The organism is Labrenzia sp. CP4 (assembly GCF_001579905.1).
In the GTDB taxonomy this organism is placed as follows: Bacteria; Pseudomonadota; Alphaproteobacteria; order Rhizobiales; family Stappiaceae; genus Roseibium; species Roseibium algicola.
Genome location: NZ_CP011927.1, coordinates 3,083,357 through 3,106,067, shown reverse-complemented (window position 1 = coordinate 3,106,067; position 22,711 = coordinate 3,083,357). Strand labels below are relative to the sequence as shown.

Genomic DNA, 22,711 nt, shown 5'->3' with positions numbered 1-22,711 from the left:
CCTCTCTTTCGCAGACCCGTAGCATGAACCCATTTGCCGGCCTGATGTCTGGAACGGTCGGGCCGGTCACTGTCGTCGTCTTGTCGATCATAGCGCTCTGGTATGTCGCTGCAGTTGCACTCAACACCCCATTCCAGAAAGACATGTATGAGCGAGCCGGACAAAGTGATGTCGGGTTCTCTCAACTGGTCACCGATACGCTTTACCAGGAGCGCCCGGTCCTGCCTGCGCCGCACCAGGTGATTGTGGAAATCTGGGACACGACGGTAAACAAGAAGATCACGTCCAAACGGTCGCTGGTCTATCACACGGGCATCACACTCTCTTCGACACTTCTCGGGTTTCTGATCGGCACGACACTCGGCATTCTTCTGGCAATTGGCATCGTTCATTCGCGTGTTCTCGACAAATCGTTGATGCCGTGGGTCATTTCCTCGCAAACCATTCCCATTCTGGCCATCGCGCCGATGATCATCGTCGTTCTCAACGCCGTCGGGATCTCAGGTTTGCTGCCCAAAGCGATGATCTCCACATACCTGTCCTTCTTCCCGGTCACGGTCGGCATGGTGAAGGGACTGAGATCACCTGAAGTCATTCACATGGACCTGATGCACACCTATTCGGCGACGCGCTTCCAGGCTTTCTGGAAACTGCGCCTGCCCTATGCAGTGCCCTACCTTTTCACATCAATGAAAATCGGCATGGCTGCCTCTCTCGTCGGAGCGATCGTCGGTGAACTGCCGACAGGTGCCGTGGCCGGTCTCGGCGCGCGTTTGCTTGCCGGCTCCTACTACGGCCAAACTGTCCAAATCTGGTCGGCACTTCTGATGGCCGCCTTTTTGGCAGGGTCCCTGGTTGCCCTGATAGGCATGATCGAGAAGCGCACGCTGAAACGCATGGGGATGGCCGGATGAGCACCATAACCGCAAAAAAGAACCGCCTCGATATGCCGGCGCTGTTGGCCTGGTTCATCGTAGCCATGGTGATAGTTGGCCTGTTCAGTCCGATCTTCGGACCGGACTACGGCATCATGGATGTTCCGCGTCTGGCTCTTTGCCTGGTCATCCTGGCAGTCGCCGGTGTACGCTACGAACTAGGCTTCATGCGCAACCCGTTTGGAGACGTTGTCCTCGGCATCATTACCGCCATTGCAGCCTGGCTGCTGATCTCAACCTCCTCGCACCACGTCGGGCAGGCCACGCTCGGTTTCTGGGCCCTGGTAGCAGCAACCTGGGCAGCGGCATGGCTCTTCGTTGAACGTCTTGCCACATGGCGCAACCTGTCGCCACTTGCAGCCCGGCTCATCAACCTCGCCATTCCGGCACTCTTTGGCATTACCCTTCTGGTACTGTGGCAAATCGTGGTCACCGGCGCGGGCGTTCCGAAGGTTCTGCTGCCAGCCCCTTCCGAAATATGGGTGCGCCTGACCAATTCCGGACCAACATTGTGGGCTGACTTTCGCCAGACTTTCCTGAAAGCCGTTCTGGCCGGTTACGCCATCGGCTGTGGTTCGGCGTTCATCACTGCCATTCTGGTAGACCGGGTGCCGTTCCTGCGCCGAGGGCTGCTGCCGATCGGCAATCTGGTATCTGCACTGCCGATCATCGGTGTCGCCCCCATCATGGTGATGTGGTTCGGCTTCGACTGGCCGTCCAAGGCAGCGGTCGTAATCATCATGACCTTCTTCCCGATGCTGGTGAACACGGTATCCGGCCTTTCCGCGTCTGATGCCATGCAACGCGACCTGATGCGCACCTACGCCTCCAACTACTGGCAGACGCTTTTCAAGCTGCGCCTGCCGATGGCCATGCCTTTCATCTTCAATGCGCTGAAGATCAATTCGACGCTCGCCCTGATCGGCGCCATTGTCGCTGAATTCTTCGGCACGCCGATTGTCGGCATGGGTTTCCGCATCTCAACGGAGGTCGGTCGCATGAACGTTGATATGGTCTGGGCAGAAATCGCCGTTGCTGCCCTCGCCGGATCGCTGTTCTACGGCCTCGTCGCGCTCCTTGAACGCGCCGTCACCTTCTGGCATCCGTCCGTCAGGGGGTGATTTGCCTCTCCACTTGTCATTCCGGATATGCCAAAAGGCATCATCCGGATGACAAGCAGACAGGATGTTTCCACTCCATGACTCCCAGCCGCGACATTTCCCGCCTTATCGAAATCATGGCAGCGCTCAGAACACCTGTGACCGGTTGTCCCTGGGATCTGGAACAGACGTTCGCGACCATCGCGCCCTATACGCTGGAAGAGGCCTACGAAGTTGCGGACGCCATTGCCAAAAACGATCTGGTGGAACTGCGCGAGGAGCTCGGCGATCTGTTGCTTCAGGTCGTCTACCATGCACGCATGGCTGAAGAAGACGACCACTTCGACTTTGGCGATGTGGTCGAAGCCATCACAAAAAAACTGATCCGCAGGCACCCCCATGTTTTCGGTGACGAAAACGGAGAAAAACCGGAGCTGGTCAAAGGTATCTGGGAACGGATCAAGGCTGAAGAACGAGCGGAAAAGAGGTCCGCCAGGGAAGCGCTCGGCATGGAAGAAGCGCAAAAGGGCTTTCTCGACGACGTCCCGACCGCCTTTCCGGCTCTTCAGGAAGCCGAAAAGCTGCAGCGACGGGCTTCAAGGGTTGGTTTTGACTGGAACGATGCCAGACTGGTTCTGGACAAGATCAGAGAAGAAACCCACGAACTCGACGAAGAACTTGCCAAATCCGTTCCGGACAAAGACCGGATCTCCGACGAACTCGGCGACACGTTGTTCGCGCTTGCAAACCTCGCCCGGCATCTGGACATCGATCCGGAAGAATCTCTCAGGCGCACAAACCGGAAGTTCCGCATGCGTTTTGCAGCCATTGAAGCTCATGCAGTGAAAACGGACACGACACTTGAAGCGATGACGCTGGATGAGATGGAAGCTGCCTGGCAGGCCGCGAAGAACAAATAGTTCCCCCTGCTCGGCTCGTTCCGGCTTTCTATCCGACTAGCTAAAGATAAGCGGCATAAAGCTCGCGAAACGGGCCACGTTGCTTGTCGGAAACGCGCACTTCCGCTGTTACGAAATCTTCGGCATCGGTGCGTTCCAGCACCTCTGCCATCTGATAAAGTTTCGCTAGCAAAGCGCCATCGGCAACGGGGATCTTCACGGTCAGGATGTCGTCGTGCTGCGCCATGAAAGCATCGACACGGGCATAAAGCTGCTCGATCCCTTCGCCGGTCAGCGCGGAAAGGGCAATCGGCCCCTCTTCACCGGCATCTTCCAGCAACTTTTCGCGGTAAGCCGGATCAAGGCAGTCGATCTTGTTCCAGACTTCGATGATCGGCGCGCCTGTCAACGCGTCAACACCAAGATCAGTCAGCGTCTTCTTGACGTCTTCTGCCTGCGCTTCGGTGTCCGGATGCGAAATGTCCCGCACATGCAGAATGAGATCCGCTTCAAGCACCTCTTCCAGCGTCGCCCGGAATGCGGCGACCAGATGGGTCGGAAGATCGGAGATGAATCCGACCGTATCCGACAGGATGACTTCCTTGCCATGCGGCAAGGCTACCTTGCGCAAGGTCGGATCGAGCGTGGCGAACAGAAGATCCTTGGCAAAAACGTCAGATTCGGTCATCCGATTGAAAAGCGTCGATTTACCGGCATTGGTATAACCGACCAGCGCAACAACCGGCTGCGGGATTTTCTTGCGTTTCTTGCGGTGCAGGTCACGCGTCCGGCGAACCTGTTCCAGCTGTTTCTGCAACGCAATGATCCGGTCCTGAATCTGGCGCCGGTCGGACTCGATCTGGGTTTCACCCGGACCGCCCATGAAACCGGCGCCGCCGCGCTGGCGCTCGAGGTGGGTCCAGGAGCGGACGAGACGGCTCTTCTGCCAGGTCAGATGCGCCAGATCGACCTGAAGCCGACCTTCCTTGGTGCGGGCCCTGTCGCCGAAGATCTCAAGGATAAGACCTGTGCGATCGATGACCTTGGTCTTCAGCCGGCGTTCAAGGTTGCGCTGCTGAACCGGGGTGAGCGGATGATCTATGACAACGAGGTCCAGGTCCTCGCTTGCAACGATCCCGGCAAGCTCGGCAACCTTGCCATCGCCAAAAAGGGTTGCAGGCTTGGGATTGTTGACCCGGACAACGCCGGAATGCGCGATATTGAGATTGATGGCAGCACTCAGACCGAGGGCTTCTTCCAGCCGCGCTTCCGGGCTGCGATTGCCGCGAAGTTCTGTCTGCGCGGACTCGCCACGCAACTGCAGAACCGGCTCCAGAATCATCGCACGGAAGGGCTGGGGCAGACGGTCTACCCCAGTATCTTTCAACCTTAGAGATTTCTGGCCAGGTTCCTCGGAACCGTTGGATTTAGAAAAATCGTCTGCGCGAGACTTCGGTTTCAATCAGCTTGCCTTTTCAGCGTTTTCCTCAGCCTGATCGAACAGTTGAACAGGTCCGTTTGGCATAATTGTGGAAATCGCGTGTTTGTAAACCAGCTGGGAATGCCCATCACGACGCAGCAGAACGCAGAAGTTGTCGAACCAGGTAACGACACCCTGCAATTTCACACCGTTGATCAGAAAAATCGTCAGAGGAGTTTTTTGCTTGCGAACGTGATTAAGAAAAGTGTCTTGGAGATTTTGTGCGCGCTCAGCCATCAGTCTTTTTATCCTATTTGCCCCGGATGCGGCCGAGCATCCGGCGTTTCAGCAGCCTACCGTCAAAAGCCGTTCAGTATCAATGACTAATGTTTGACGCACCGCCCGCTTTTCGTATAGCCCACCAGTCAAGACCGTCTGCCTCGGTCTAAAATAGTTTCGTACTTTCGACCCAATAAGGCCAATCGAATCATACCGCCTGCAAATCAGTAGCAGTATGGAACAATTCGCGCAATCGGGTTGCCACCGATCCAGGATGACCGTTTCCGATAATCCTGCCGTCCAAACGTGTCACAGGCATCACGACAGTCGTCGCTGCCGTGACGAAAGCTTCCTTCGCATCGAAAGCTTCCTCAAGGCTAAACGGTCTTTCCTCAAACGTCAGCCCTTCCTTTTGGACGAGATCAAGAACCACGGCGCGTGTGATACCGCGCAGGATCCCGCTCTCGGCCGGCCGGGTGACCAAAACGCCTTCCTTGGTAACGATCCAGGCGTTGGTCGATCCGCCTTCGGTGACATTGCCGTCGGCATCCACATACCAGGCTTCCTTGCCGCCCTGTTCCTTGGCGTTCTGTTTCGCCAGCACGTTCGGCAAAAGCGCAACGGTCTTGATATCAACGCGCGGCCAACGGTTTTCCGGATAACTGAACACCGAGATACCCTGTTCGGCCTGTGCCTTGGCAGCAGTCGGGCTGGACGAACGGGCGGTCACCACGATCGACGGTGCAACATGCGCCGGCGGGAAGAAGTGATCGCGCTTGGAAACACCCCGCGTCACCTGAATATAAACCAGTCCGTTGCGAACAAGATTCCGACGGACGACCTGATGCAGCACGAATTTCACGGCGTTACGAGCCATTGGCCAGTCTATGCGCAGCTCATTCAAGGACCGGCCAAGGCGGTCCAGATGGCGCGGAACGTCGACGATCTTGCCCTGCCAGACTTCACAGACTTCATAAACGCCATCGGCAAACTGATAACCGCGGTCTTCAACATGCACCGCAGCATCGGCATGACGCACATACTGGCCGTTGACATAGGCAATCCGGCTCATGGTTCCTCCAGAACAGGACGGTTCGAAACGAACCGATTGGTATTTTTGAAAGTTTTGACCTTTCGGTCAGACAAAAGCAAGGCCAGAAAGAAGCCACTCAGCCTTAAAAGAAGTCAAGGCTGACGCGGAACATCTGTTCTACCTGGCGCACCCGGTTCGCAACCGCGAAGATCACGATACGGTCTTGCGCTTGAATCTGCAGGTCACCATTAGGCGTAAGCACCTCGCCGCCGCGGAAAACCGCACCAATGCGGATACCGGACGGCAGATCGATAACCCTAAGCGGCTTGCCGACCAGCGGCGACGTATCCAGCGCCTCCGCCTCGACAATTTCCGCAGCCCCGTTCTGAAGCGAATGAACGCCGCGGATACGACCACGTCGGACGTGTTGGAGAATACGAGAGATTGTTACGGCTCGCGGGTTGATAAACGCATCAATCCCCAGCGCATTGGCAAAAGCCGGGTAACTCGGATTGTTCAACAGCGACAAGGAGCGTTTGCAGCCTAGCTTCTTCGCCATGACGGAAGACAGAATGTTGACTTCATCCTCATTGGTAAGAGCCACCATGGTATCGGCATCGCCGGCATCGGCTTCATTCAGGATCGTCTGATCCAGCGCGCTGCCATGCAGGATGACCGATCGCTTCAACTCATCGGCAACAGCCATCGCCCGCTCACGGGAGGCTTCGATAAGCTTGATCTTCGTTCCGGACTGACGCTGTTCAAGTGCCTTGGCGACATAGAGCCCGATGTTGCCACCACCGCAAATCACGACACGGGCTGCTTCCGGTTCCTCGTGTCCGAAAATGCTCAGCGTTCTGCGAACCTGGTCGCGGCGGGCAACCACATAGGCAAGATCACCCGTCAGAATGGAATCACTGCTCTTTGGAACAAACAGCCTGTTATTGCGATAAAGGCCGACGACAACGGCCCCAAGGTCCGGGAAGAGTTCGGTAAGCTGGCGCAAGGGAGTGTCCACCACCGGGCAGTCCTCCTCGCACATGATCCCGACGACAACAACCTGGTCGTCGGCAAACCGGACAGTCTCGACAGCGCCTGGAAGCGCCAGACGGCGCAGTACCATCTCGCCAACTTCGATTTCAGGCGAGATGATCACGTCGATCGGCATGTGATCGCGCGAAAACAGATTGCGCCAGCGCCCCTGCAAATAAGACTGCGCCCGGATACGGGCGACCTTTGTGGGAACGTTGAAGAGCGAATGCGCCACCTGACAGGCCACCATGTTGACCTCGTCATAAAGCGTGACGGCAACAATCATGTCGGCCTCTTCGGCCCCGGCCTGTGCAAGAACGTCCGGATGCGCGCCATGCCCGACAAAGCCACGCACGTCCAGCTGATCGCCAATGGCGTTGATCAGTTGCGGAGAAGAATCGATCACAGACACGTCGTTCTGTTCCGCAGCCAGACGCTCGGCAATGCCGTAGCCCACCTGCCCCGCGCCGCAAATCACGATTTTCATGGAAAGATCCCTTTCCCGCCTTGCCGTTACCTATCGCTTCCCGAAGTGCCTCAGGTCATGCCCAAGGTTTTCAGCTTCCGGTGAAGCGCAGACCGTTCCATACCGACAAATTCGGCAGTCCGCGAGATGTTCCCGTCAAATCTCTTGATTTGAGCCTGAAGATATTCACGCTCGAAGATCTCCCGGGCCTCGCGCAGAGGCACGGACATCAGGTGTTCTCCCGTACCTGACGTGGGCAGGCTCGGCAGAGTTTCTCCGATTTCCGCTGGCAGCAAATCCGCGGTGATGGTGCTGTCCGGATCGCCGCGGCTCAGAATCATCAGGCGTTCGACGTTGTTGCGTAGCTGACGCACGTTGCCCGGCCAGTCATGCGTTTGCAGAACCGCCATGGCGTCATCACCGATAGGCCTTTGCGGAATGCCCGAAGCACCGGAAATCTGGTGCATGAAGTGATGCACCAATACCGGAATATCCTCACGCCGTTCTGCAAGGCCAGGCACACGCAGGGGAACCACGCTCAGACGGTGGTAGAGATCCTGCCGGAACAGTCCCGACGCAATGTGTTCCTCGAGGTTTTTCGATGTCGAGGACAGGATGCGAATGTCGACCTGAACCTTCTGGGTGCCGCCAACACGGGCGAAGCTCTGCTCAACGAGGACCCGCAGGATTTTCCCCTGGGTCTCGGCAGGCATATCGGCGACTTCGTCGAGGTAAAGCGTACCGCCATGCGCTTCTTCCAGCGCACCAATCTTGCGCAGATTGCCGTTTTCATCCTCGATACCGAAGAGCTCTTCTTCCATCCGAGACGGCGTGATGGTTGCAGCGTTCAGCACAACGAACGGGCTTTTGGCTCGCGGCGACATGTCGTGGATCATCCGGGCAGCACGCTCCTTGCCCGCACCGGAAGGACCGACGATCAGGATACGGCTGTTCGTTCCCGCAATCTTCTGGATGGTTTGCCGAAGGTTGTGAGCTGCCGAGGAGTTGCCAATGATTTCGCTGGTTTCGCCGCTGCGCTGCTTCAGATCGCGGATTTCACGTTTCAGGCTGGAAGCTTCCAGGGCGCGCTCGACGATATGAACCAGCCGGTCTGCCTTGAACGGCTTTTCGATGTAATCGTAGGCCCCGCGCTTGATGGCAGAAACCGCTGTTTCAATGTTGCCGTGACCGGAGATGATCACGACCGGCATTTCTGGATCCGTTTCACGGAAGATATCGAGCAGGGCCAGGCCGTCGAGGCGGCTTCCCATCAACCAGATATCCAAAATGACCAGCGAAGGCTTGCGCTCCTTCACTGCGGCCAGGGCGCTGTCTGAATCGTGCGCGGTTCGCGTTCCATAACCGTCATCATCCAGGATGCCGGCAATCATTTCGCGAATATCGGTTTCGTCGTCTACGACAAGAATATCATGCGCCATGGGCAGTCACAGTCTGGTTTTGCAGGTCGGTCTCCGGCTCGATCTCGGCATGTGCTGCCAATGTCAGTCGAACGAGCGTGCCCGTGTCCTCTGGGTTGGTTTTTGGCGCGTCGAGCAATTCGATGCCACCGCCGTGGTCTTCCAGGATCTTGCGGACGATGGCAAGGCCAAGGCCCGTCCCCTTCTCCCGGGTTGTCATATAGGGTTCCAAAAGCCGGCTGCGATTTTCTTCCGGCAGCCCGATGCCATTGTCGATGACATCAATCACGATCCGGCCGCTGCCGTCTTCCAGTTCACCGCGCAAATGCACGGTCACCTTGCCTTTGGGCAAATCGTCTCCGATACGCGCACTCACCGCCTCCGCGGCATTCTTGACCACATTGGTCAGGGCCTGGCCAACCAGGCGCGCGTCAAAGACAGCCGTTACCGGACTGGACGGAACATCCGCGGTAACACTGATTTCCGGATTTGCCACCGATTGCATGAACGCCGCGTCGCGCACCGCCTCGCGCAGATCTCCAGATGTCTTCGTTGGCTTGCGCATACGGGCGAAGGACGAGAACTCGTCCACCATCTGGCCGATATCGCCCACCTGCCGAACAATGGTGTCGATGCATTGATCGAAGACTTGCCGGTCCTCCTCGATGCGTTTGCCGTAGCGGCGACGGATGCGTTCTGCCGAGAGCTGGATCGGTGTCAGCGGATTCTTGATTTCATGCGCGATGCGCCGGGCAACATCCGCCCAAGCCGAATTGCGCTGTGCCGAAACCAGATCTGTAATGTCGTCCAGCGTCACCACAAAACCATGCTCACGCCGTGTAGACTGCTCCCTCGTTATACGCACGTTGATCGTACGCAGGCGTCCGCCCCGCGTGATCTCGATCTGTGATTCCGGAACCCTGTCACTGTCATTCTTCAAGACATCGGAAATGCAGTCGTTCAGCTCCGGCACCACCTCGATCAGAGACTTGTTGAGGATCTGCACTTCATCCAGCTGCAGCAATTCCAGGGCGGAGCGGTTGATCAGCATGATCGAGGCTTCATCGTCAACGCCAATGACGCCGGTGGACACTCCGGACAGAACCGCTTCGTTGAAGCGGCGACGGCGGTCGATCTGTTCGTTTGCCGCCAGAAGCGCATCACGCTGCCCGAGAAGCTGACCGGTCATCTTGTTGAAGGTTTCGCCCAGGTTGGCGAGGTCACCACCGGATTTCTCGGTCGGAACCTTGACGACGAGATTGCCTTTGGACACCTCGTCCGCCGCCGAAATCAACGTTCGGATCGGCGATACAAGCCGATTGGCAAACCCGAAACCTATCCAGATCGCCGACAAGAGCAACACCAGCGCAACACCGAGATAGACCAGAGCAAAGGCCACCTGGACACCAAAGCGGCTATTCTCCATCTGCTGGTATTGCGAAGCACCCGTCTCGGCAAGACGCAGATATTCGACAACACGCGGGTCGATGGCGCGAACGGCATAGAGATAGAAATTGTCATAGGCGGACAATTTCATGACACCGCCGACGAGGTTGGAACTTCCCGGTGCGATCAGGATCGGATCCCCGGATTTTGCCTTGAAGAAACTGTCGGCAGGCGGCAGCGGCACTTCCGCGTTGGGATCTATAACGACGCGGGTGACCACCTCGCCGTTCTCGTTCAGGATAAAGGCCGCGAGGATACCGCGAAGGGAAACCTGCGTGGCAAAGAACTGATCGAAACGGGTCGGCTCGAATTCATAAACCGCCTTCGCCCGGTCGATATCGTTGGTCATGGCGATCAGGTCGCCGCGCAGAACTCTGGCATGTTCCTGAAGATAGGCCTGAGCGACGGTCAGGGCGTTGTCGATGATCTGACGCGTCCGGTCCTCGAACCAGCGATCAAGGCCGCGGTCCAGCGTAATCGCTGCCAGAATGGCCATGAGAACGGCCGGCACAGCAGCAACCACGCTGAACAGGGCCACGACCCGAACGTGCAGGCGAGCAGCAGCCCGTCCACGCCGCCGCGCTTGCCACAACTTCAGGATCTCGAAGGCTATAACACCCACGAGAATTGCCGCGAGCGCACCATTTATGGTCATTGCGACCATGATGACTTCCCGCGTGGGATCGATGGACGTCAACCCCATCAGGATAACGAAGGTGACACCGATGGAAACGAGGGCAAGCAGAATGATCGCAAGACCCACGCGCCGCCAGAATTTGCCTGCGGCGCTGGATTGAGCGGCGGGTTCTTGTACTGCTTCCAGTATCATTCGGTCTCTTTTGATTTCAGCTCGCCAAATGCGGACTGTCTTGCTGTATTTGCGGCAAACTTATCACACAATGTTGCGAAATTGCGACAGACCAGAAGAGGCGCAGAAAATTTGCGGTGGACAGGTAATCACTTTATCGCACACTGCTGAATTCGTTACTCTTTTTACGACACTCACAAAATGAAAGCCCCGTCTGAAATTGAAATTTAATTTCAGATGATCCCATGAAACCAGGCTGATATTGAGGACGAAAATCGCTCCTTAGTGGTTTCCCACACCGTGAATCAGAATATCACTCGTCACGACAACCTGCACCTGGAACAAAAAAGCGGCCAGACCATTCGGCCTGACCGCATCAATTTGCCGCCCCGTCGTGAAAAACTATCGGGTGGACCGCATCACCTGGATGTCGAGATCCCGGATCTTCTTGCGCAATGTGTTTCGGTTGACCCCGAGAAGCTCTGCCGCCTTGATCTGGTTACCGCGCGTCGCCGCCAATGCTGCGCTGATCAAAGGATACTCCACTTCCCTCAGGATGCGGTGATAGAGACCGGGAGGCGGCAAGGCATCGCCGAACGTGTCAAAATAGCCGGATAGATAACGCTCTACCGATCCACCGAGATTGACGGTCTCCTGGGATTCCTCTTCCATCGGCGAGACCGAAGGCTGACTCAACTCCTGCTCCAGCAGGTTTTCGCTGATCACGTCCTGCGGATACAGCGCAGCCAAACGACGAACGAGGTTCTCCAGCTCGCGCACGTTTCCAGGCCAGCGATACCGGCGCAGAAGATTGAGCGCGCCCTGGTCGATCTGCTTTGCCGGCAGCCCCTCTTTTTCAACGAGCGTAAAGAAGTGCCGCACCAGATCCGGAATGTCCTCGACGCGCTCGCGCAACGGCGGCAGGCGGATTGGAACCACATTCAGTCGGAAATAAAGATCTTCGCGGAAGAGGCCCTGGTTGATCAGGTGCCGCAAGTCCTTGTTGGTGGCAGCAATGATCCTGACGTCCGTCTTGATCGGAGTGCGACCACCGACAGTGGTGTATTCGCCCTGCTGCAAGACGCGCAGCAACCTAGTTTGAGCTTCCATCGGCATGTCGCCGATTTCGTCCAGAAACAATGTACCGCCATCGGCCTGTTCAAACCGGCCGGAGCTGCGGTTCTGTGCTCCGGTAAAGGCGCCCTTCTCGTGACCGAACAACTCGGCTTCGATGAGGTCTCGTGGAATGGCCGCCATGTTGATGGCAACAAACGGTCCGTTGCGCCGCTTGCCGTAATCATGAAGCGCCCTTGCGACAAGTTCCTTGCCGGTACCAGATTCGCCGTTGATCATCACCGTCAGGTCGGTCTGCATCAACCGTGCTAGAACCCGGTAAATCTCCTGCATGGCGGGAGACCGCCCCACAAGAGGCATCCCCTCGCCCGCATCATCTAGATCGACAGCCGGCCGCTTCTTCGGCTCTTCCAGTGCGCGCTGAACAATACTGGTCAGCTCTTTCAGGTCGAACGGCTTGGGCAGATATTCATACGCCCCCTTCTCCGAGGCCTTGATGGCCGTCATGAAGGTGTTCTGCGCACTCATGACCAGAACCGGCAACTCCGGCCGCATCTTTTTCATGCGTGGCAGCACGTCGAAGATATTTTCGTCCGGCATGACCACGTCGGTGATCACAAGATCGCCATCGCCGGATGAGACCCATCTCCAGAGGGTTGAGGCGTTGGAAGTCAGCCGCACCGTATAACCTGCCCTGGACAGGGCCTGGTTGAGAACGGTGCGGATGGCTGCGTCGTCGTCTGCAACTAAAATCGTGCCCGTCGGCATGGTTACTCGGTTCCTCTGCTGGTCCGGTCGGACGAAGCTGTGCTGTCACCCGTGAATGCGGGCATCAGAATGCGGAAAACTGTCTTCTGGCGCTGGCTGTCACATTCGATGACACCGCCGTGGTCACCAATGATCTTGGCAACGAGTGCTAGACCAAGGCCTGAGCCATTGGTCTTTGTCGTGATAAACGGCTCAAACAGATGCGGAAGAAGGTCTTCCGGAACGCCCGGTCCATTGTCCTGAACACAGAACTCCAACGGCAGGCTGACCTTTTCGTCGGTACCGGGAACAGACAGCCGAACACCCGGCCGAAACGCCGTCGAAACGCGAATTTCACCATCAGGATCATCGCCAATCGCTTCGCTGGCGTTCTTGATCAGGTTCAGAAAAACCTGAATCAGCTGATCCTTGTTGGCATAAACCGGAGGCAACGACGGATCATAAATCTCCACAATGCGTTTGCCGCGGGCAAAGCCGGAATCCGACAAGCGCTTCACGTGGTCCAGAACCACGTGAATATTGACCGGCTCTCTTTCGATCGGTCGTTCGTCTGAAAAAACTTCCATCCGGTCGACCAGCTTCACGATCCTGTCGGTCTCATCCATGATCAGACGCGTCAACGCCCGGTCTTCGGCTGGCACCGACTGCTCTATAAGCTGGGCCGCGCCGCGAATTCCTGACAGCGGGTTCTTGATCTCATGCGCCAACATGGCGGCAAGACCCGTCACGGTGCGGGCGGCTCCACGGGACGTCAGCTGCCGGTCGATCTTTTCCGCCATGGTGCGTTCCTGGAACATCAGAACCACAGCCCCCGGCCGCTCCGATACCGGCGCAGCGTTGATATCGACCACCTTCGGCGCTCCGATGCGCGGAGAACCGATGTCGACCTTGTATTCGTTGACCGGCGCGCTGCGTTCGCGCACCTGCTCGATCAGGGTCAGCAAGGGGCTCCCGAAAGGAACAAAGTCGCTGATTGGATGGCGACGGAGCACCGATACACTGGACCGCATGAAAATTTCCGCGGCCATGTTGGCAGACTCGATCACGCCGTCCGGTGCAACCAGAAGCACCGGGTGTGGCAAGGCATCCAGTATAGTCGGCCCGTCACTGGCAAGCGCGGCCGTACGGCCTGTCTGAGACATGATGTCCTTCAAGCTGCTGTCCGTTTGTTCGAGGAAGAGAGCCAGTCGCTTGCGAGGCGGATAACCTCCGACGGCTGATTGGAAGTCATAAGGGTTTTGCGGACAGATCCAGGGATGTCGGCCGCGCCATCAGACGTTGTCTCGTCCAGATACCAACCGAGATGCTTGCGCGCGATGCGAACACCCTGCCGCTCACCGTAGTGGTTGAGGATGGCCTCGTAGTGCTCCACCACAAGCTCCGCCAGCTCTGTTCCCGTTGGTGGGTCGAGCTGTTCGCCACTTGCCAGAAAATGTCCGATGTGGCCCGGCAACCAGGGACGTCCATATGCGCCCCTGCCGATCATCACGCCGTCCGCGCCGGAAAGCTCAAGCATACGCAAGGCATCTTCAGCACTCTTGCAATCCCCATTGGCGATCAGGGGAACCGAAATAACGTCCTTGACAGCTGCTATCGCACGCCAATCGGCCTTGCCCTTGTAGAACTGGCATCGGGTGCGCCCGTGAACGGTGATGAGCTGCACCCCGGCTGCTTCCGCACGACGGGCCAGCTCTGGTGCATTCAGGTTCTTGTCATCCCAGCCAAGGCGCATCTTCAAAGTGACGGGTACATCAACCGCTGCTACTGTCGCATCAATCAGCGTCAGGGCATGGTCGAGATCCCGCATCAGTGCGGAACCGGAGTATCCGGATGTCACCTTTTTAGCGGGGCAGCCCATGTTGATATCGATTACATCGGCACCAAGACCAGCGATGACCTTGGCGGCCTCCCCCATCCAGCGAGCTTCACGCCCTGCAAGCTGAACGACATGAAGACCCTTGTCCTGAGCCTCCGCACGCATTTGCGTTTCGGCGTCGCCTTTGACGAAGGATTCGCTCGCAACCATTTCACTGACGACCATGCCGGCGCCGTATCTGGCAGCCAGCCGGCGGAAAGGGAGATCGGTCACGCCGGACATCGGCGCGAGCACGGCCGGGTTTGCGAGTTGATACCGGCCAATCGTGAGTGTTTTCATAGACGGCAACACAGCGTCTCTTTTCTGCTTATTGACTGTGCAGATTCATAATTGCCTATATTGTAGACAAGTTTCGCAATGCAACAAGTCAAAATTTGCGGTCCGAACAGGTTCCTAGGTAAAGACGGTTCAAAGCTGACGGTTTGATGCAGAGCACGAGGAGCCCGTTAATGACAAAAACCGCTGCCGCCCTTGTCGTTGCCGCAGGGCGTGGCACCCGTCTTGCGGGCTCCGACAATGCTTTACCCAAGCAATACAGGCCGTTGGCTGGCCGTCCTGTGCTGAGCCATACACTGGATGCTCTCGGGAATCACCCCCGGATCAACCGTCTCGTAACCGTCATTCACCCTGACGACGTGAACCATTTCTCTGAAGCAGCAAGAGCGGCCTCCACTGAAACAGCGTCCAAGATCGGGCCGGCAGTCTACGGTGGTGCCACCAGGCAGCAATCGGTCCTGGCAGGATTGAAGGCCCTCGCCCTCGAAGGATTTGATTACGTTTTGATCCACGACGCAGCACGGCCGTTCCTCCCATCTTCCGTGATCGACAGATTGCTTGAGCGACTGCAGGTAGAAAACGAAGGCGTACTTGCCGCCCTGCCTGTGGCCGACACGTTAAAAAGAGCCGATCAATCGGGTCGTTCGCTGGAAACCGTTGACAGAGCCGGGCTCTGGGCAGCGCAGACGCCACAGGCCTTTCCCTTGCAGCGCATACTCAAGGCGCATGAAAAGGCGGTAGCTGCGGGAAAACTCGATTTTACTGACGACACCGGCCTTGCGGAATGGGACGGGATGACCATTGTCCTGACGGAGGGCGACCCCGCTGCATTCAAGATCACAACTGCCGCCGACCTCCGTCGTGCAGAACAACAGGCCGAGTTACAACTGATGTCGACTACCCCCGCCTCCCCGTTGCCGCTTTCAGAACTTGCCGATGTCAGAACCGGGATCGGATACGACGTTCACGCCTTTGAAGATGGCGATGCCGTCATTTTGGGCGGAGTAGCCATTCCCCACTCCAGCAAGCTGAAAGGTCACTCAGACGCGGATGTCGTGCTGCACGCTATTACGGACGCAACGCTTGGTGCCATTGGCGATGGCGATATCGGCCAGCATTTCCCTCCAAGCGACCCGCAGTGGAAAGGTGCCTCTTCTGACCAGTTTCAACTGGACGCCATGCGCCGTTTGTCTGAACGCGGAGGAAGACTGGCGCATGTCGACGTCACCATCGTATGTGAGGAACCGAAGATCGGCCCCCACCGCGAGGCAATTCGCTCTTCGATTGCCAGGATTTGCGCCGTGCCTGTTTCGAGGATCTCGGTCAAGGCCACGACATCCGAGCGCCTGGGTTTTACAGGCCGCAAGGAAGGTATCGCGGCCCTGGCCAGTGTGACTGTGCGTCTTCCTTTTCAGGACGAGGACTAGAAATCCATGACCGAGACATCTCCAAACAACCTGGAAGAGCTTGCGCCTCTGTCAATTGCTGTGCTGGACGGGCTCATTGCCGCCAAGAAAATGGTAGCGACGGCAGAATCCTGCACCGGAGGCCTGATTTGCGGAGCACTTACGGAGATCGCGGGATCTTCGGCCGCCGTGGACCGGGGGTTTGTGACCTACTCCAATGAAGCAAAGAACGAAATGCTGGGCGTTCCGAAAGACCTTATCGAAAAGCATGGGGCCGTCAGCAAGGAAGTCGCGATTGCCATGGCAGAAGGAGCGCTCGCCCGATCCAGTGCGGATGTAGCAGTTTCTGTAACGGGTATCGCTGGACCAGGTGGCGGAAGTCCTCAAAAGCCGGTTGGCACTGTCCATATTGCCGTTGCGGCAAAGGATCGCCCGACGGATCATCTCCATTGCTGGTTTGCAGACAACGGCCGGCAATCGATCCGGCTTGCCACCGTCAGAACTGCCCTCACATCGATTTTAAATGCAATTTCCTGAGTAAATGCTCATTAACGCTCATGGGAGTTCGCGCTGGGCTTCCGCTTGGTCATATGTATATTCCAGACAACTTGACCTCAACGTAACTCAAGATCAGAACCTTTATGATTAAACCAGCGACCATTCTGGCTGCATTTTTGTGCGCAGGCTCCACCGCTTTTGCAGGTGCCATACCTCAGCCTGGCGATTTTTACCTGATTTCACGCGATCGCAGCGGACACTTTGTGGGCAGTCACAAGCTGTTCACGGAAAACGCCCGCGGATTGAAAAAGGTCTCTTATTGCCAGCGCAGCTATTTTGTACGCAGCCATTCGGTCGCCTGGACGCAAGTGGAAACCGAACGCGGCAACAAAGTTCAGGTGGAATTCAATTTTGGCCGTGGCTGGCGTCCGATTTGCGGCAATCCCGAGCGACAGGTCAGTCTTGAGGACATCGGCGTCACAATGAGCGCGCACGATCTTCTGGCCGCTCCAGATGAGACTTCGGCCCCACAAAGCAGGCTTTCTGCGATCGGCGCAATGTTCCAGAGCAATAGCGCCGAAGAAGCCCACAGCACGTATCACACACGCTAAAAACCGGTCGCTTCTGGACAGATATTCGATATTTCGTCAACAAAATCAGTGCTTTTAAAGTTTTAATCAAACTCATTTCCCTTACGAAATCACTTTTACAAACACTTGCCGTATGGTCACCGTAAGCAGGAACCAACTCGCGAAATGATTTCGCGGTAAAGGGAACGGGATATGTTAATCCAACGTGCGCTTCTTGCAGGAAGTGCCCTCGCCCTTGCGTGCGCCAATGCGCAGGCCGGCAACAACACGCCGAAACCGGGTGATACCTACATTATTTCGCGCGACGGCAATCAGCTGTTCCGCGGCTCCCACCGCATCTATGACCGGATGGCGGACGGGCTGGTGGAAGTTCAGTATTGTGGCAGATCCTACTTTGTACGCTATGCGACAGTCGCCTGGACGCAGCTTGAAGTGCAGCAGGATTACAAGGTTCGGGTGGAGTTCAATCGGGGCAAGGGCTGGCGGCCGATTTGCGATCATCCTGAAGAACAGGTGACGCTTGAAGACCTCGGCGTACAGGATGATCCGAGACTTGTCGTTCAAAATGACGGGTCGTCGGTAAAGCGGGTAAACCGTTTCGCGGTCATTCGCGAAGCGTTCAAAACAACGGACGGCGACAACGCTGCCAAGTCATATCACGGCAACTAAAAAAGCCGGCACCGGGCTGGTAAGGCTCGGGTAAGCTGGTCAGCTTAGACTTTCAACAGGAACAGGTGACATAAACGCGCAGAAAAAAGGACCCTGACATGAAACGCGCCCTCGCGTTCTTCGCTGCTTTGACGGCCGCTGGCACTACCTTTGCCGGCGTAGCTCACGCTCAGAGCGACTTTTATATCAGGTCCCAGTATTCCAACGGTACGTTCACCGGATTTCATGAAATTCTGACAAAACCGAAAGAGGGCTACTACCAGGCCCAATATTGCGACCGCACTTTCTGGGTATCCTCGAACACCGTTATCTGGACGGAAGAAGAAGCTGCTGCCGGAAGAAACCTCGTGGTCGAAGAGAATGTCGGCTCCAGCCGCACGCCCGTCTGTACCGATTATACATCCTTCGCAACGCTCGAAAGTCTCGGGTTGAAGAAGAAGGAAATCGAGCAAATCCGTCGCCAGGCAGAGCCCCTCGACATGCAATCGAGCCGTATCCGCATCATTCGCGACGCCTTCAAGCAGTTCAAGTAGGCCCAAAAGGCTGCTTAATCAGGTCCCGTAAACCTGGTCCGCGCGAGCTTCGAAGGCGCTTGAAAACTTTCGGAAGGCCTTTTCGAACATAACGCCCATCAGAGAGCCGAGCGTCCGACTGCGGAATTCGTAGGAAATATAGAAACCGACGTTGCAGCTGCCCTCGCCTGCATCCTCGAAAGTCCACTTGTTTTCCAGGTGCTTGAACGGGCCGTCCAGGTACTCAACCAAAATCGTCCTGTCCTGCGGGCGCAGTTCAACGCGGCTGGTGAAGGTTTCCTTGAACAGCTTGTAGGCAACCGTCATGTCGGCCACCAGTACCGTCCGGCCACCATCCAGCTCCTTGCGGCCGCGCACATGAAGATCCTGGCACAACGGCACGAATTCGGGATACCGCTCTACGTCGGCAACAAGTCGGAACATCTCGTCCGCCTTGTGGTTGACTTTGTGGTCGGATGAAAAACTGGGCATACGGTGTCCAGTGTCCTGTTGCTTTGGCGTTAGTGGCCGAGCTTTGCTTTGCGCGCGGCGCGAAGATCCGCGAAATCTTCACCAGCGTGGTGAGACGACCTCGTCAACGGGCTTGCCGACACCTTCAGGAAACCTTTGGCGTAAGCAATACGCTCATAGCCTTTGAACTCTTCCGGCGTCACGAAGGAAACGACCGGATGGTGCTTCTTGGAAGGTTGCAGATACTGGCCGACCGTCAGGAAATCGACATCGGCGGCCCGGAGGTCGTCCATCAGCTGCAGCACTTCGTTGCGCACTTCACCCAACCCGACCATGATCCCGGACTTGGTGAACATTTCCGGATCAAGTTCCTTGACCTTTTGAAGAAGGCGGATCGAATGGAAATAGCGCGCGCCGGGTCGAACGGTCAGATATTTCGACGGCACTGTCTCAAGGTTGTGATTGAAGACATCGGGCTTCGCCGCCACGACAATCTCCAGAGCACCGTCCTTACGCAGGAAATCAGGCGTCAGAACCTCGATCGTGGTCGATGGCGCGGTCTTGCGAATGGCATTGATCACATCTGCGAAATGCTGTGCACCGCCATCGTCCAGATCGTCCCGGTCGACGGAGGTAATCACCACGTGCTCGAGCCCCATTGCGGCAACGGCATCCGCAACACCCTGGGCTTCCTTCGGGTCGACTGGCCCTGGCATGCCCGTACGCACGTTGCAGAAGGCGCAGGCACGCGTACAGGTATCACCAAGGATCATGAAGCTGGCATGCTTCTTCGACCAGCATTCACCGATGTTCGGGCATCCCGCCTCTTCGCAAACCGTAACGAGATTGTTCTCGCGCACGACATTCTGCGTTTCGCGGTAGACCGGCGATGTCGGCGCCTTGACACGGATCCAGTGCGGCTTGCGCTGTATCGGATTGTCCGGACGGTGAGCCTTTTCCGGGTGGCGCGGGCGCGCTTCGGATTGTTGCTGCGGGCGATTGAGCGTGTCGACGATCGTAACCATGGGCCTTAAGTGTCGTTATTCCGGTGAAAGGTCAAGACGGATTAGCGTTGAGCCAGCTATGTGCTTAGCGCAGGACCGGTCAGTTCCTGAAGCCGCTCGCGTGCACGTTCCGACAGCGGTTGAGACTTTCGCGTGCTCTCGCTCATCTGGACGATGACGGTCACCGCCTGCGCAACCGGCTTTCCATTCTGAAAAACCTTCTGGAGCAGCTTGAACGAGCTGCGACCAACGTCAAGCACGGCTGTGCCGATCTCCACTTCGCCCGGCCAGTTGACTTCCGCCAGGAAATCCAGCTCCAGCCGCGCGATCACAAAAGCTGCGCCTTGGTCAGCCAGCGCTTCATTATAGAGCAATTCAACGCGGCCGGTTTCCAGAAAAGTGGCGAACACGGCATTGTTGACGTGCCCCTGCCGGTCCGTATCACCATAACGGAGCTTGTCGCCTGTCCTGAGAACAAAAGCCTCCAGGCTCTCGAATTCGTCCGGATTTGTGCTCACTTGAACATTTTCTTCCAGATGAATAGGAACAGGATAGAGCCCAGAACCGCGATAATCAGACGATCGAGAATACCACCTGTCACATGCAGGTTGAGCAGCGATGCGAGTTCACCGCCAACCAGTGCCCCGACAAGGCCGACAACGAGGCTGCCAAGAAAACCTCCGCGACTGTTCAGCACCCGGTGAGCAACGGCGCCCGCAATGAGGCCGATGATGATTGTGATGATCCACCCCATCGCGGACTCCTATTTCCAGAAAATTCAATTCGTCAGGCGATCAGTCGCGCAAGCAGCACAACGACAATTGCTCCAACAGCCGCCACGACAATTTCATTGACGTAGGCATTGCCCAAATTGACGTTGATACCTGCGAGCTTGAACAGGAAACCACCGACAAATGCGCCAATGAGACCGCTGACGAGGTAACGGATCAGACCACCGCCGCCAACGACGACGCTTGCAAGCCAACCGGCTATAATGCCGATTGCAACCCAGATCAAAATTGCTTTTACATCCATGACTGACGGCTCCTTTCAGCCTTTTCTCAGACGGTTTCACGTTACCCGTTTCAGAAAAAGCGTCCAGCGTTGATGTCCTGGTCAACCTTCAGGCCTGCGCATTTCTTTCACTGCTTGCAGATCCAGAGTACGGCAAATGGAAAGCGGCCCCGGCGCTGTTTTGCGCCGAGACCAAATGGGATCAGGCGTTGAGCACCTTGCCGTAGGCGTCCAGCACAGCTTCCTTCATCATTTCCGACAAGGTCGGATGCGGGAAGATCGTGTGCATCAGCTCTTCTTCGGTAGTCTCGAGGTTCATCGCGACGACAAAGCCCTGGATGAGTTCGGTCACTTCTGCACCGCACATATGCGCACCGAGAAGCTCGCCGGACTTTTTGTCAAAGATAACCTTGATCATGCCGTTGTCTTCGCCAAGCGCGATGGCCTTGCCGTTGGCGTTGAACATGTACCGGCCAACGCGGATGTCGCGGCCCTGTTCCTTCGCCTTTGCTTCGCTCAGCCCGACGGAGGCAACCTGCGGGTTACAGTAGGTGCAGCCCGGAATCTTGCGATGATCCATCCCGTGAACACCAGGCACACCTGCAATCTTCTCGATGCAAATCACGCCTTCATGCTCAGCCTTGTGGGCAAGCATTGGCGGACCGGCGACATCGCCAATGGCATAGAGGCCGGGCACATTGGTGCGCCCATACTCATCAATGACCACACAGCCTCGGTCGGTTTTCACGCCGAGCGCTTCCAGACCGATATTCTCGATGTTGCCCTGAACGCCGACAGCGGAAATCAGGTGATCAGCCTTAATCTGGCTGACCTTGCCATCCTTGGTCTCCACGTGGGCAGTAATCGAATCTGCCGCCTTGTCGACCTTGGTCACCTTTGCTTCGGTTATGATCTTCAGGCCACGCTTCTCCAGAGCCTTGCGCGCGAATTTCGAGATTTCCTCGTCTTCGACCGGCATCACGTTGGCCATCAGCTCGACAACCGTTACATCGACGCCCATGGATCGATAGAAAGACGCGAATTCGATCCCGATCGCACCCGACCCCATAACCACCAGCGACTTTGGCATCTTGGCCGGTTTCATGGCCTCGAAGTAAGTCCAGATAAGCTTGCCGTCCGGTTCAATGCCAGGCAAAGCACGCGGACGCGCACCAGTTGCCACGATGATATGCTTGGCGGTGTAGGTGCCTTCACCCTTCACGCCTTTCGGAACCGGATTTTGCGGCTCGACAACGGGCTTGGAAGATTTTCCGACCTTGACTTCGCCCGGTTTGGTGAGCTTGGCCTCGCCCCAGATCACGTCGATCTTGTTCTTCTTCATGAGGAAACCGACGCCACCGTTCAGCCGAGCGGAAACGCCGCGCGAGCGCGCAACGACATCCTTGACGTCCGCCTTCATGGAGCCTTCCAGCGTCAACCCGAAGCTCTTGGCATGGTTGGCGTGGTCCAGAATTTCTGCAGAACGCAGGAGGGCCTTCGTCGGAATGCAACCCCAGTTGAGGCAAATGCCGCCAAGGTGTTCGCGTTCAACGATCGCAGTCTTGAAGCCCAGCTGGGCAGAACGAATAGCGGTCACGTAACCACCCGGCCCTGAGCCGATAATGATCACGTCGTAATTGGTATCAGCCATGGTGTATTTCCCCGGCGAATGAAGTCATCGATTGAAAACGGCGCGGCGTTGCCGCCGCGCCGGAGA

General features: G+C 56.9%; 23 protein-coding genes. 8 read left to right on the top strand and 15 right to left on the bottom strand.

Annotation, left to right across the window (positions count from 1 at the left end):
• Positions 1 to 23: 23 nt before the first annotated feature.
• The 3 genes from ACP90_RS14465 (at position 24) to mazG (ending at position 2,955) form a co-directional block, all read left to right on the top strand.
• Positions 24 to 914: an ABC transporter permease gene (locus ACP90_RS14465; RefSeq protein ID WP_062488722.1), complete on the top strand. Its 891-nt coding sequence runs from the start codon at positions 24 to 26 to the stop codon at positions 912 to 914.
• Positions 911 to 2,056 carry an ABC transporter permease gene (locus ACP90_RS14460; protein WP_062488721.1) on the top strand — a complete coding sequence of 382 codons (1,146 nt, stop codon included), beginning with the start codon at positions 911 to 913 and terminating at the stop codon, positions 2,054 to 2,056. The genes ACP90_RS14465 and ACP90_RS14460 overlap by 4 nt, the downstream gene beginning before the upstream one ends.
• Before the next feature lie 77 nt (positions 2,057 to 2,133).
• Entirely contained in the window at positions 2,134 to 2,955 is an 822-nt protein-coding gene (gene mazG / locus ACP90_RS14455) for a nucleoside triphosphate pyrophosphohydrolase (protein ID WP_062488720.1), read from the top strand.
• Positions 2,956 to 2,995: 40 nt separating this feature from the next.
• On the opposite strand, the gene hflX is transcribed toward mazG, so the two are convergent.
• The 9 genes from hflX to dusB all read right to left on the bottom strand — a co-directional run bounded on the left by hflX (position 2,996) and on the right by dusB (position 14,833).
• Positions 2,996 to 4,276 carry a GTPase HflX gene (gene hflX / locus ACP90_RS14450; protein ID WP_062488719.1) on the bottom strand — a complete coding sequence of 427 codons (1,281 nt, stop codon included), beginning with the start codon at positions 4,274 to 4,276 and terminating at the stop codon, positions 2,996 to 2,998.
• Between the two features lie 120 nt (positions 4,277 to 4,396).
• Positions 4,397 to 4,654 (bottom strand): RNA chaperone Hfq, encoded by a 258-nt coding sequence (gene hfq / locus ACP90_RS14445; protein WP_173006241.1) that lies wholly within the window; start codon positions 4,652 to 4,654, stop codon positions 4,397 to 4,399.
• Between the two features lie 187 nt (positions 4,655 to 4,841).
• Entirely contained in the window at positions 4,842 to 5,705 is an 864-nt protein-coding gene (locus tag ACP90_RS14440) for a D-amino-acid transaminase (RefSeq protein ID WP_062488718.1), read from the bottom strand.
• A gap of 103 nt (positions 5,706 to 5,808) precedes the next feature.
• Positions 5,809 to 7,185 (bottom strand): Trk system potassium transporter TrkA, encoded by a 1,377-nt coding sequence (gene trkA, locus ACP90_RS14435; RefSeq protein ID WP_022998587.1) that lies wholly within the window; start codon positions 7,183 to 7,185, stop codon positions 5,809 to 5,811.
• Between the two features lie 50 nt (positions 7,186 to 7,235).
• Entirely contained in the window at positions 7,236 to 8,603 is a 1,368-nt protein-coding gene (locus ACP90_RS14430) for a sigma-54 dependent transcriptional regulator (protein ID WP_022998586.1), read from the bottom strand.
• Entirely contained in the window at positions 8,593 to 10,857 is a 2,265-nt protein-coding gene (locus ACP90_RS14425; RefSeq protein ID WP_062488717.1) for a PAS domain-containing sensor histidine kinase, read from the bottom strand. The genes ACP90_RS14430 and ACP90_RS14425 overlap by 11 nt, the downstream gene beginning before the upstream one ends.
• A 381-nt stretch (positions 10,858 to 11,238) precedes the next feature.
• On the bottom strand, positions 11,239 to 12,678 hold the full coding sequence (ntrC, locus tag ACP90_RS14420) for a nitrogen regulation protein NR(I) (RefSeq protein WP_022998584.1): 1,440 nt from the start codon (positions 12,676 to 12,678) through the stop codon (positions 11,239 to 11,241).
• A 2-nt stretch (positions 12,679 to 12,680) separates the two neighbouring features.
• Complete coding sequence (locus tag ACP90_RS14415) at positions 12,681 to 13,820, bottom strand: nitrogen regulation protein NR(II) (protein ID WP_035909465.1); 1,140 nt, start codon at positions 13,818 to 13,820, stop codon at positions 12,681 to 12,683.
• 8 nt (positions 13,821 to 13,828) lie between these two features.
• The gene (dusB, locus tag ACP90_RS14410) at positions 13,829 to 14,833 is read right to left on the bottom strand and encodes a tRNA dihydrouridine synthase DusB (RefSeq protein WP_062488716.1); all 1,005 of its coding nucleotides are present in this window, start codon (positions 14,831 to 14,833) and stop codon (positions 13,829 to 13,831) included.
• A gap of 170 nt (positions 14,834 to 15,003) precedes the next feature.
• Here dusB and ACP90_RS14405 point away from each other — a divergent pair, with 170 nt between their 5' ends.
• From ACP90_RS14405 to ACP90_RS14385, 5 genes are all read left to right on the top strand, one after another.
• The gene (locus ACP90_RS14405; protein WP_062488715.1) at positions 15,004 to 16,257 is read left to right on the top strand and encodes a bifunctional 2-C-methyl-D-erythritol 4-phosphate cytidylyltransferase/2-C-methyl-D-erythritol 2,4-cyclodiphosphate synthase; all 1,254 of its coding nucleotides are present in this window, start codon (positions 15,004 to 15,006) and stop codon (positions 16,255 to 16,257) included.
• Positions 16,258 to 16,263: 6 nt separating this feature from the next.
• Complete coding sequence (locus tag ACP90_RS14400) at positions 16,264 to 16,773, top strand: CinA family protein (RefSeq protein WP_062488714.1); 510 nt, start codon at positions 16,264 to 16,266, stop codon at positions 16,771 to 16,773.
• Positions 16,774 to 16,877: 104 nt separating this feature from the next.
• Complete coding sequence (locus tag ACP90_RS14395) at positions 16,878 to 17,345, top strand: hypothetical protein (RefSeq protein WP_022998579.1); 468 nt, start codon at positions 16,878 to 16,880, stop codon at positions 17,343 to 17,345.
• Between the two features lie 171 nt (positions 17,346 to 17,516).
• The gene (locus tag ACP90_RS14390; RefSeq protein WP_022998578.1) at positions 17,517 to 17,993 is read left to right on the top strand and encodes a hypothetical protein; all 477 of its coding nucleotides are present in this window, start codon (positions 17,517 to 17,519) and stop codon (positions 17,991 to 17,993) included.
• Positions 17,994 to 18,091: 98 nt separating this feature from the next.
• The gene (locus ACP90_RS14385) at positions 18,092 to 18,526 is read left to right on the top strand and encodes a hypothetical protein (RefSeq protein ID WP_022998577.1); all 435 of its coding nucleotides are present in this window, start codon (positions 18,092 to 18,094) and stop codon (positions 18,524 to 18,526) included.
• Between the two features lie 18 nt (positions 18,527 to 18,544).
• On the opposite strand, the gene ACP90_RS14380 is transcribed toward ACP90_RS14385, so the two are convergent.
• The 6 genes from ACP90_RS14380 to lpdA form a co-directional block, all read right to left on the bottom strand.
• A complete protein-coding gene (locus ACP90_RS14380) occupies positions 18,545 to 18,997 on the bottom strand; it encodes a type II toxin-antitoxin system RatA family toxin (protein WP_023014591.1) in 453 nt (150 codons plus the stop codon).
• Positions 18,998 to 19,026: 29 nt separating this feature from the next.
• Positions 19,027 to 20,001 (bottom strand): lipoyl synthase, encoded by a 975-nt coding sequence (gene lipA / locus ACP90_RS14375; protein WP_022998575.1) that lies wholly within the window; start codon positions 19,999 to 20,001, stop codon positions 19,027 to 19,029.
• A 56-nt stretch (positions 20,002 to 20,057) separates the two neighbouring features.
• Positions 20,058 to 20,498, bottom strand: a complete 441-nt coding sequence (locus ACP90_RS14370) for a thioesterase family protein (protein ID WP_062488713.1) — start codon at positions 20,496 to 20,498, stop codon at positions 20,058 to 20,060.
• The gene (locus tag ACP90_RS14365) at positions 20,495 to 20,734 is read right to left on the bottom strand and encodes a GlsB/YeaQ/YmgE family stress response membrane protein (RefSeq protein WP_022998573.1); all 240 of its coding nucleotides are present in this window, start codon (positions 20,732 to 20,734) and stop codon (positions 20,495 to 20,497) included. The genes ACP90_RS14370 and ACP90_RS14365 overlap by 4 nt, the downstream gene beginning before the upstream one ends.
• A gap of 32 nt (positions 20,735 to 20,766) precedes the next feature.
• A complete protein-coding gene (locus ACP90_RS14360) occupies positions 20,767 to 21,015 on the bottom strand; it encodes a GlsB/YeaQ/YmgE family stress response membrane protein (RefSeq protein ID WP_022998572.1) in 249 nt (82 codons plus the stop codon).
• Positions 21,016 to 21,196: 181 nt separating this feature from the next.
• The gene (gene lpdA / locus ACP90_RS14355) at positions 21,197 to 22,645 is read right to left on the bottom strand and encodes a dihydrolipoyl dehydrogenase (protein ID WP_062488712.1); all 1,449 of its coding nucleotides are present in this window, start codon (positions 22,643 to 22,645) and stop codon (positions 21,197 to 21,199) included.
• Positions 22,646 to 22,711: the final 66 nt, after the last annotated feature.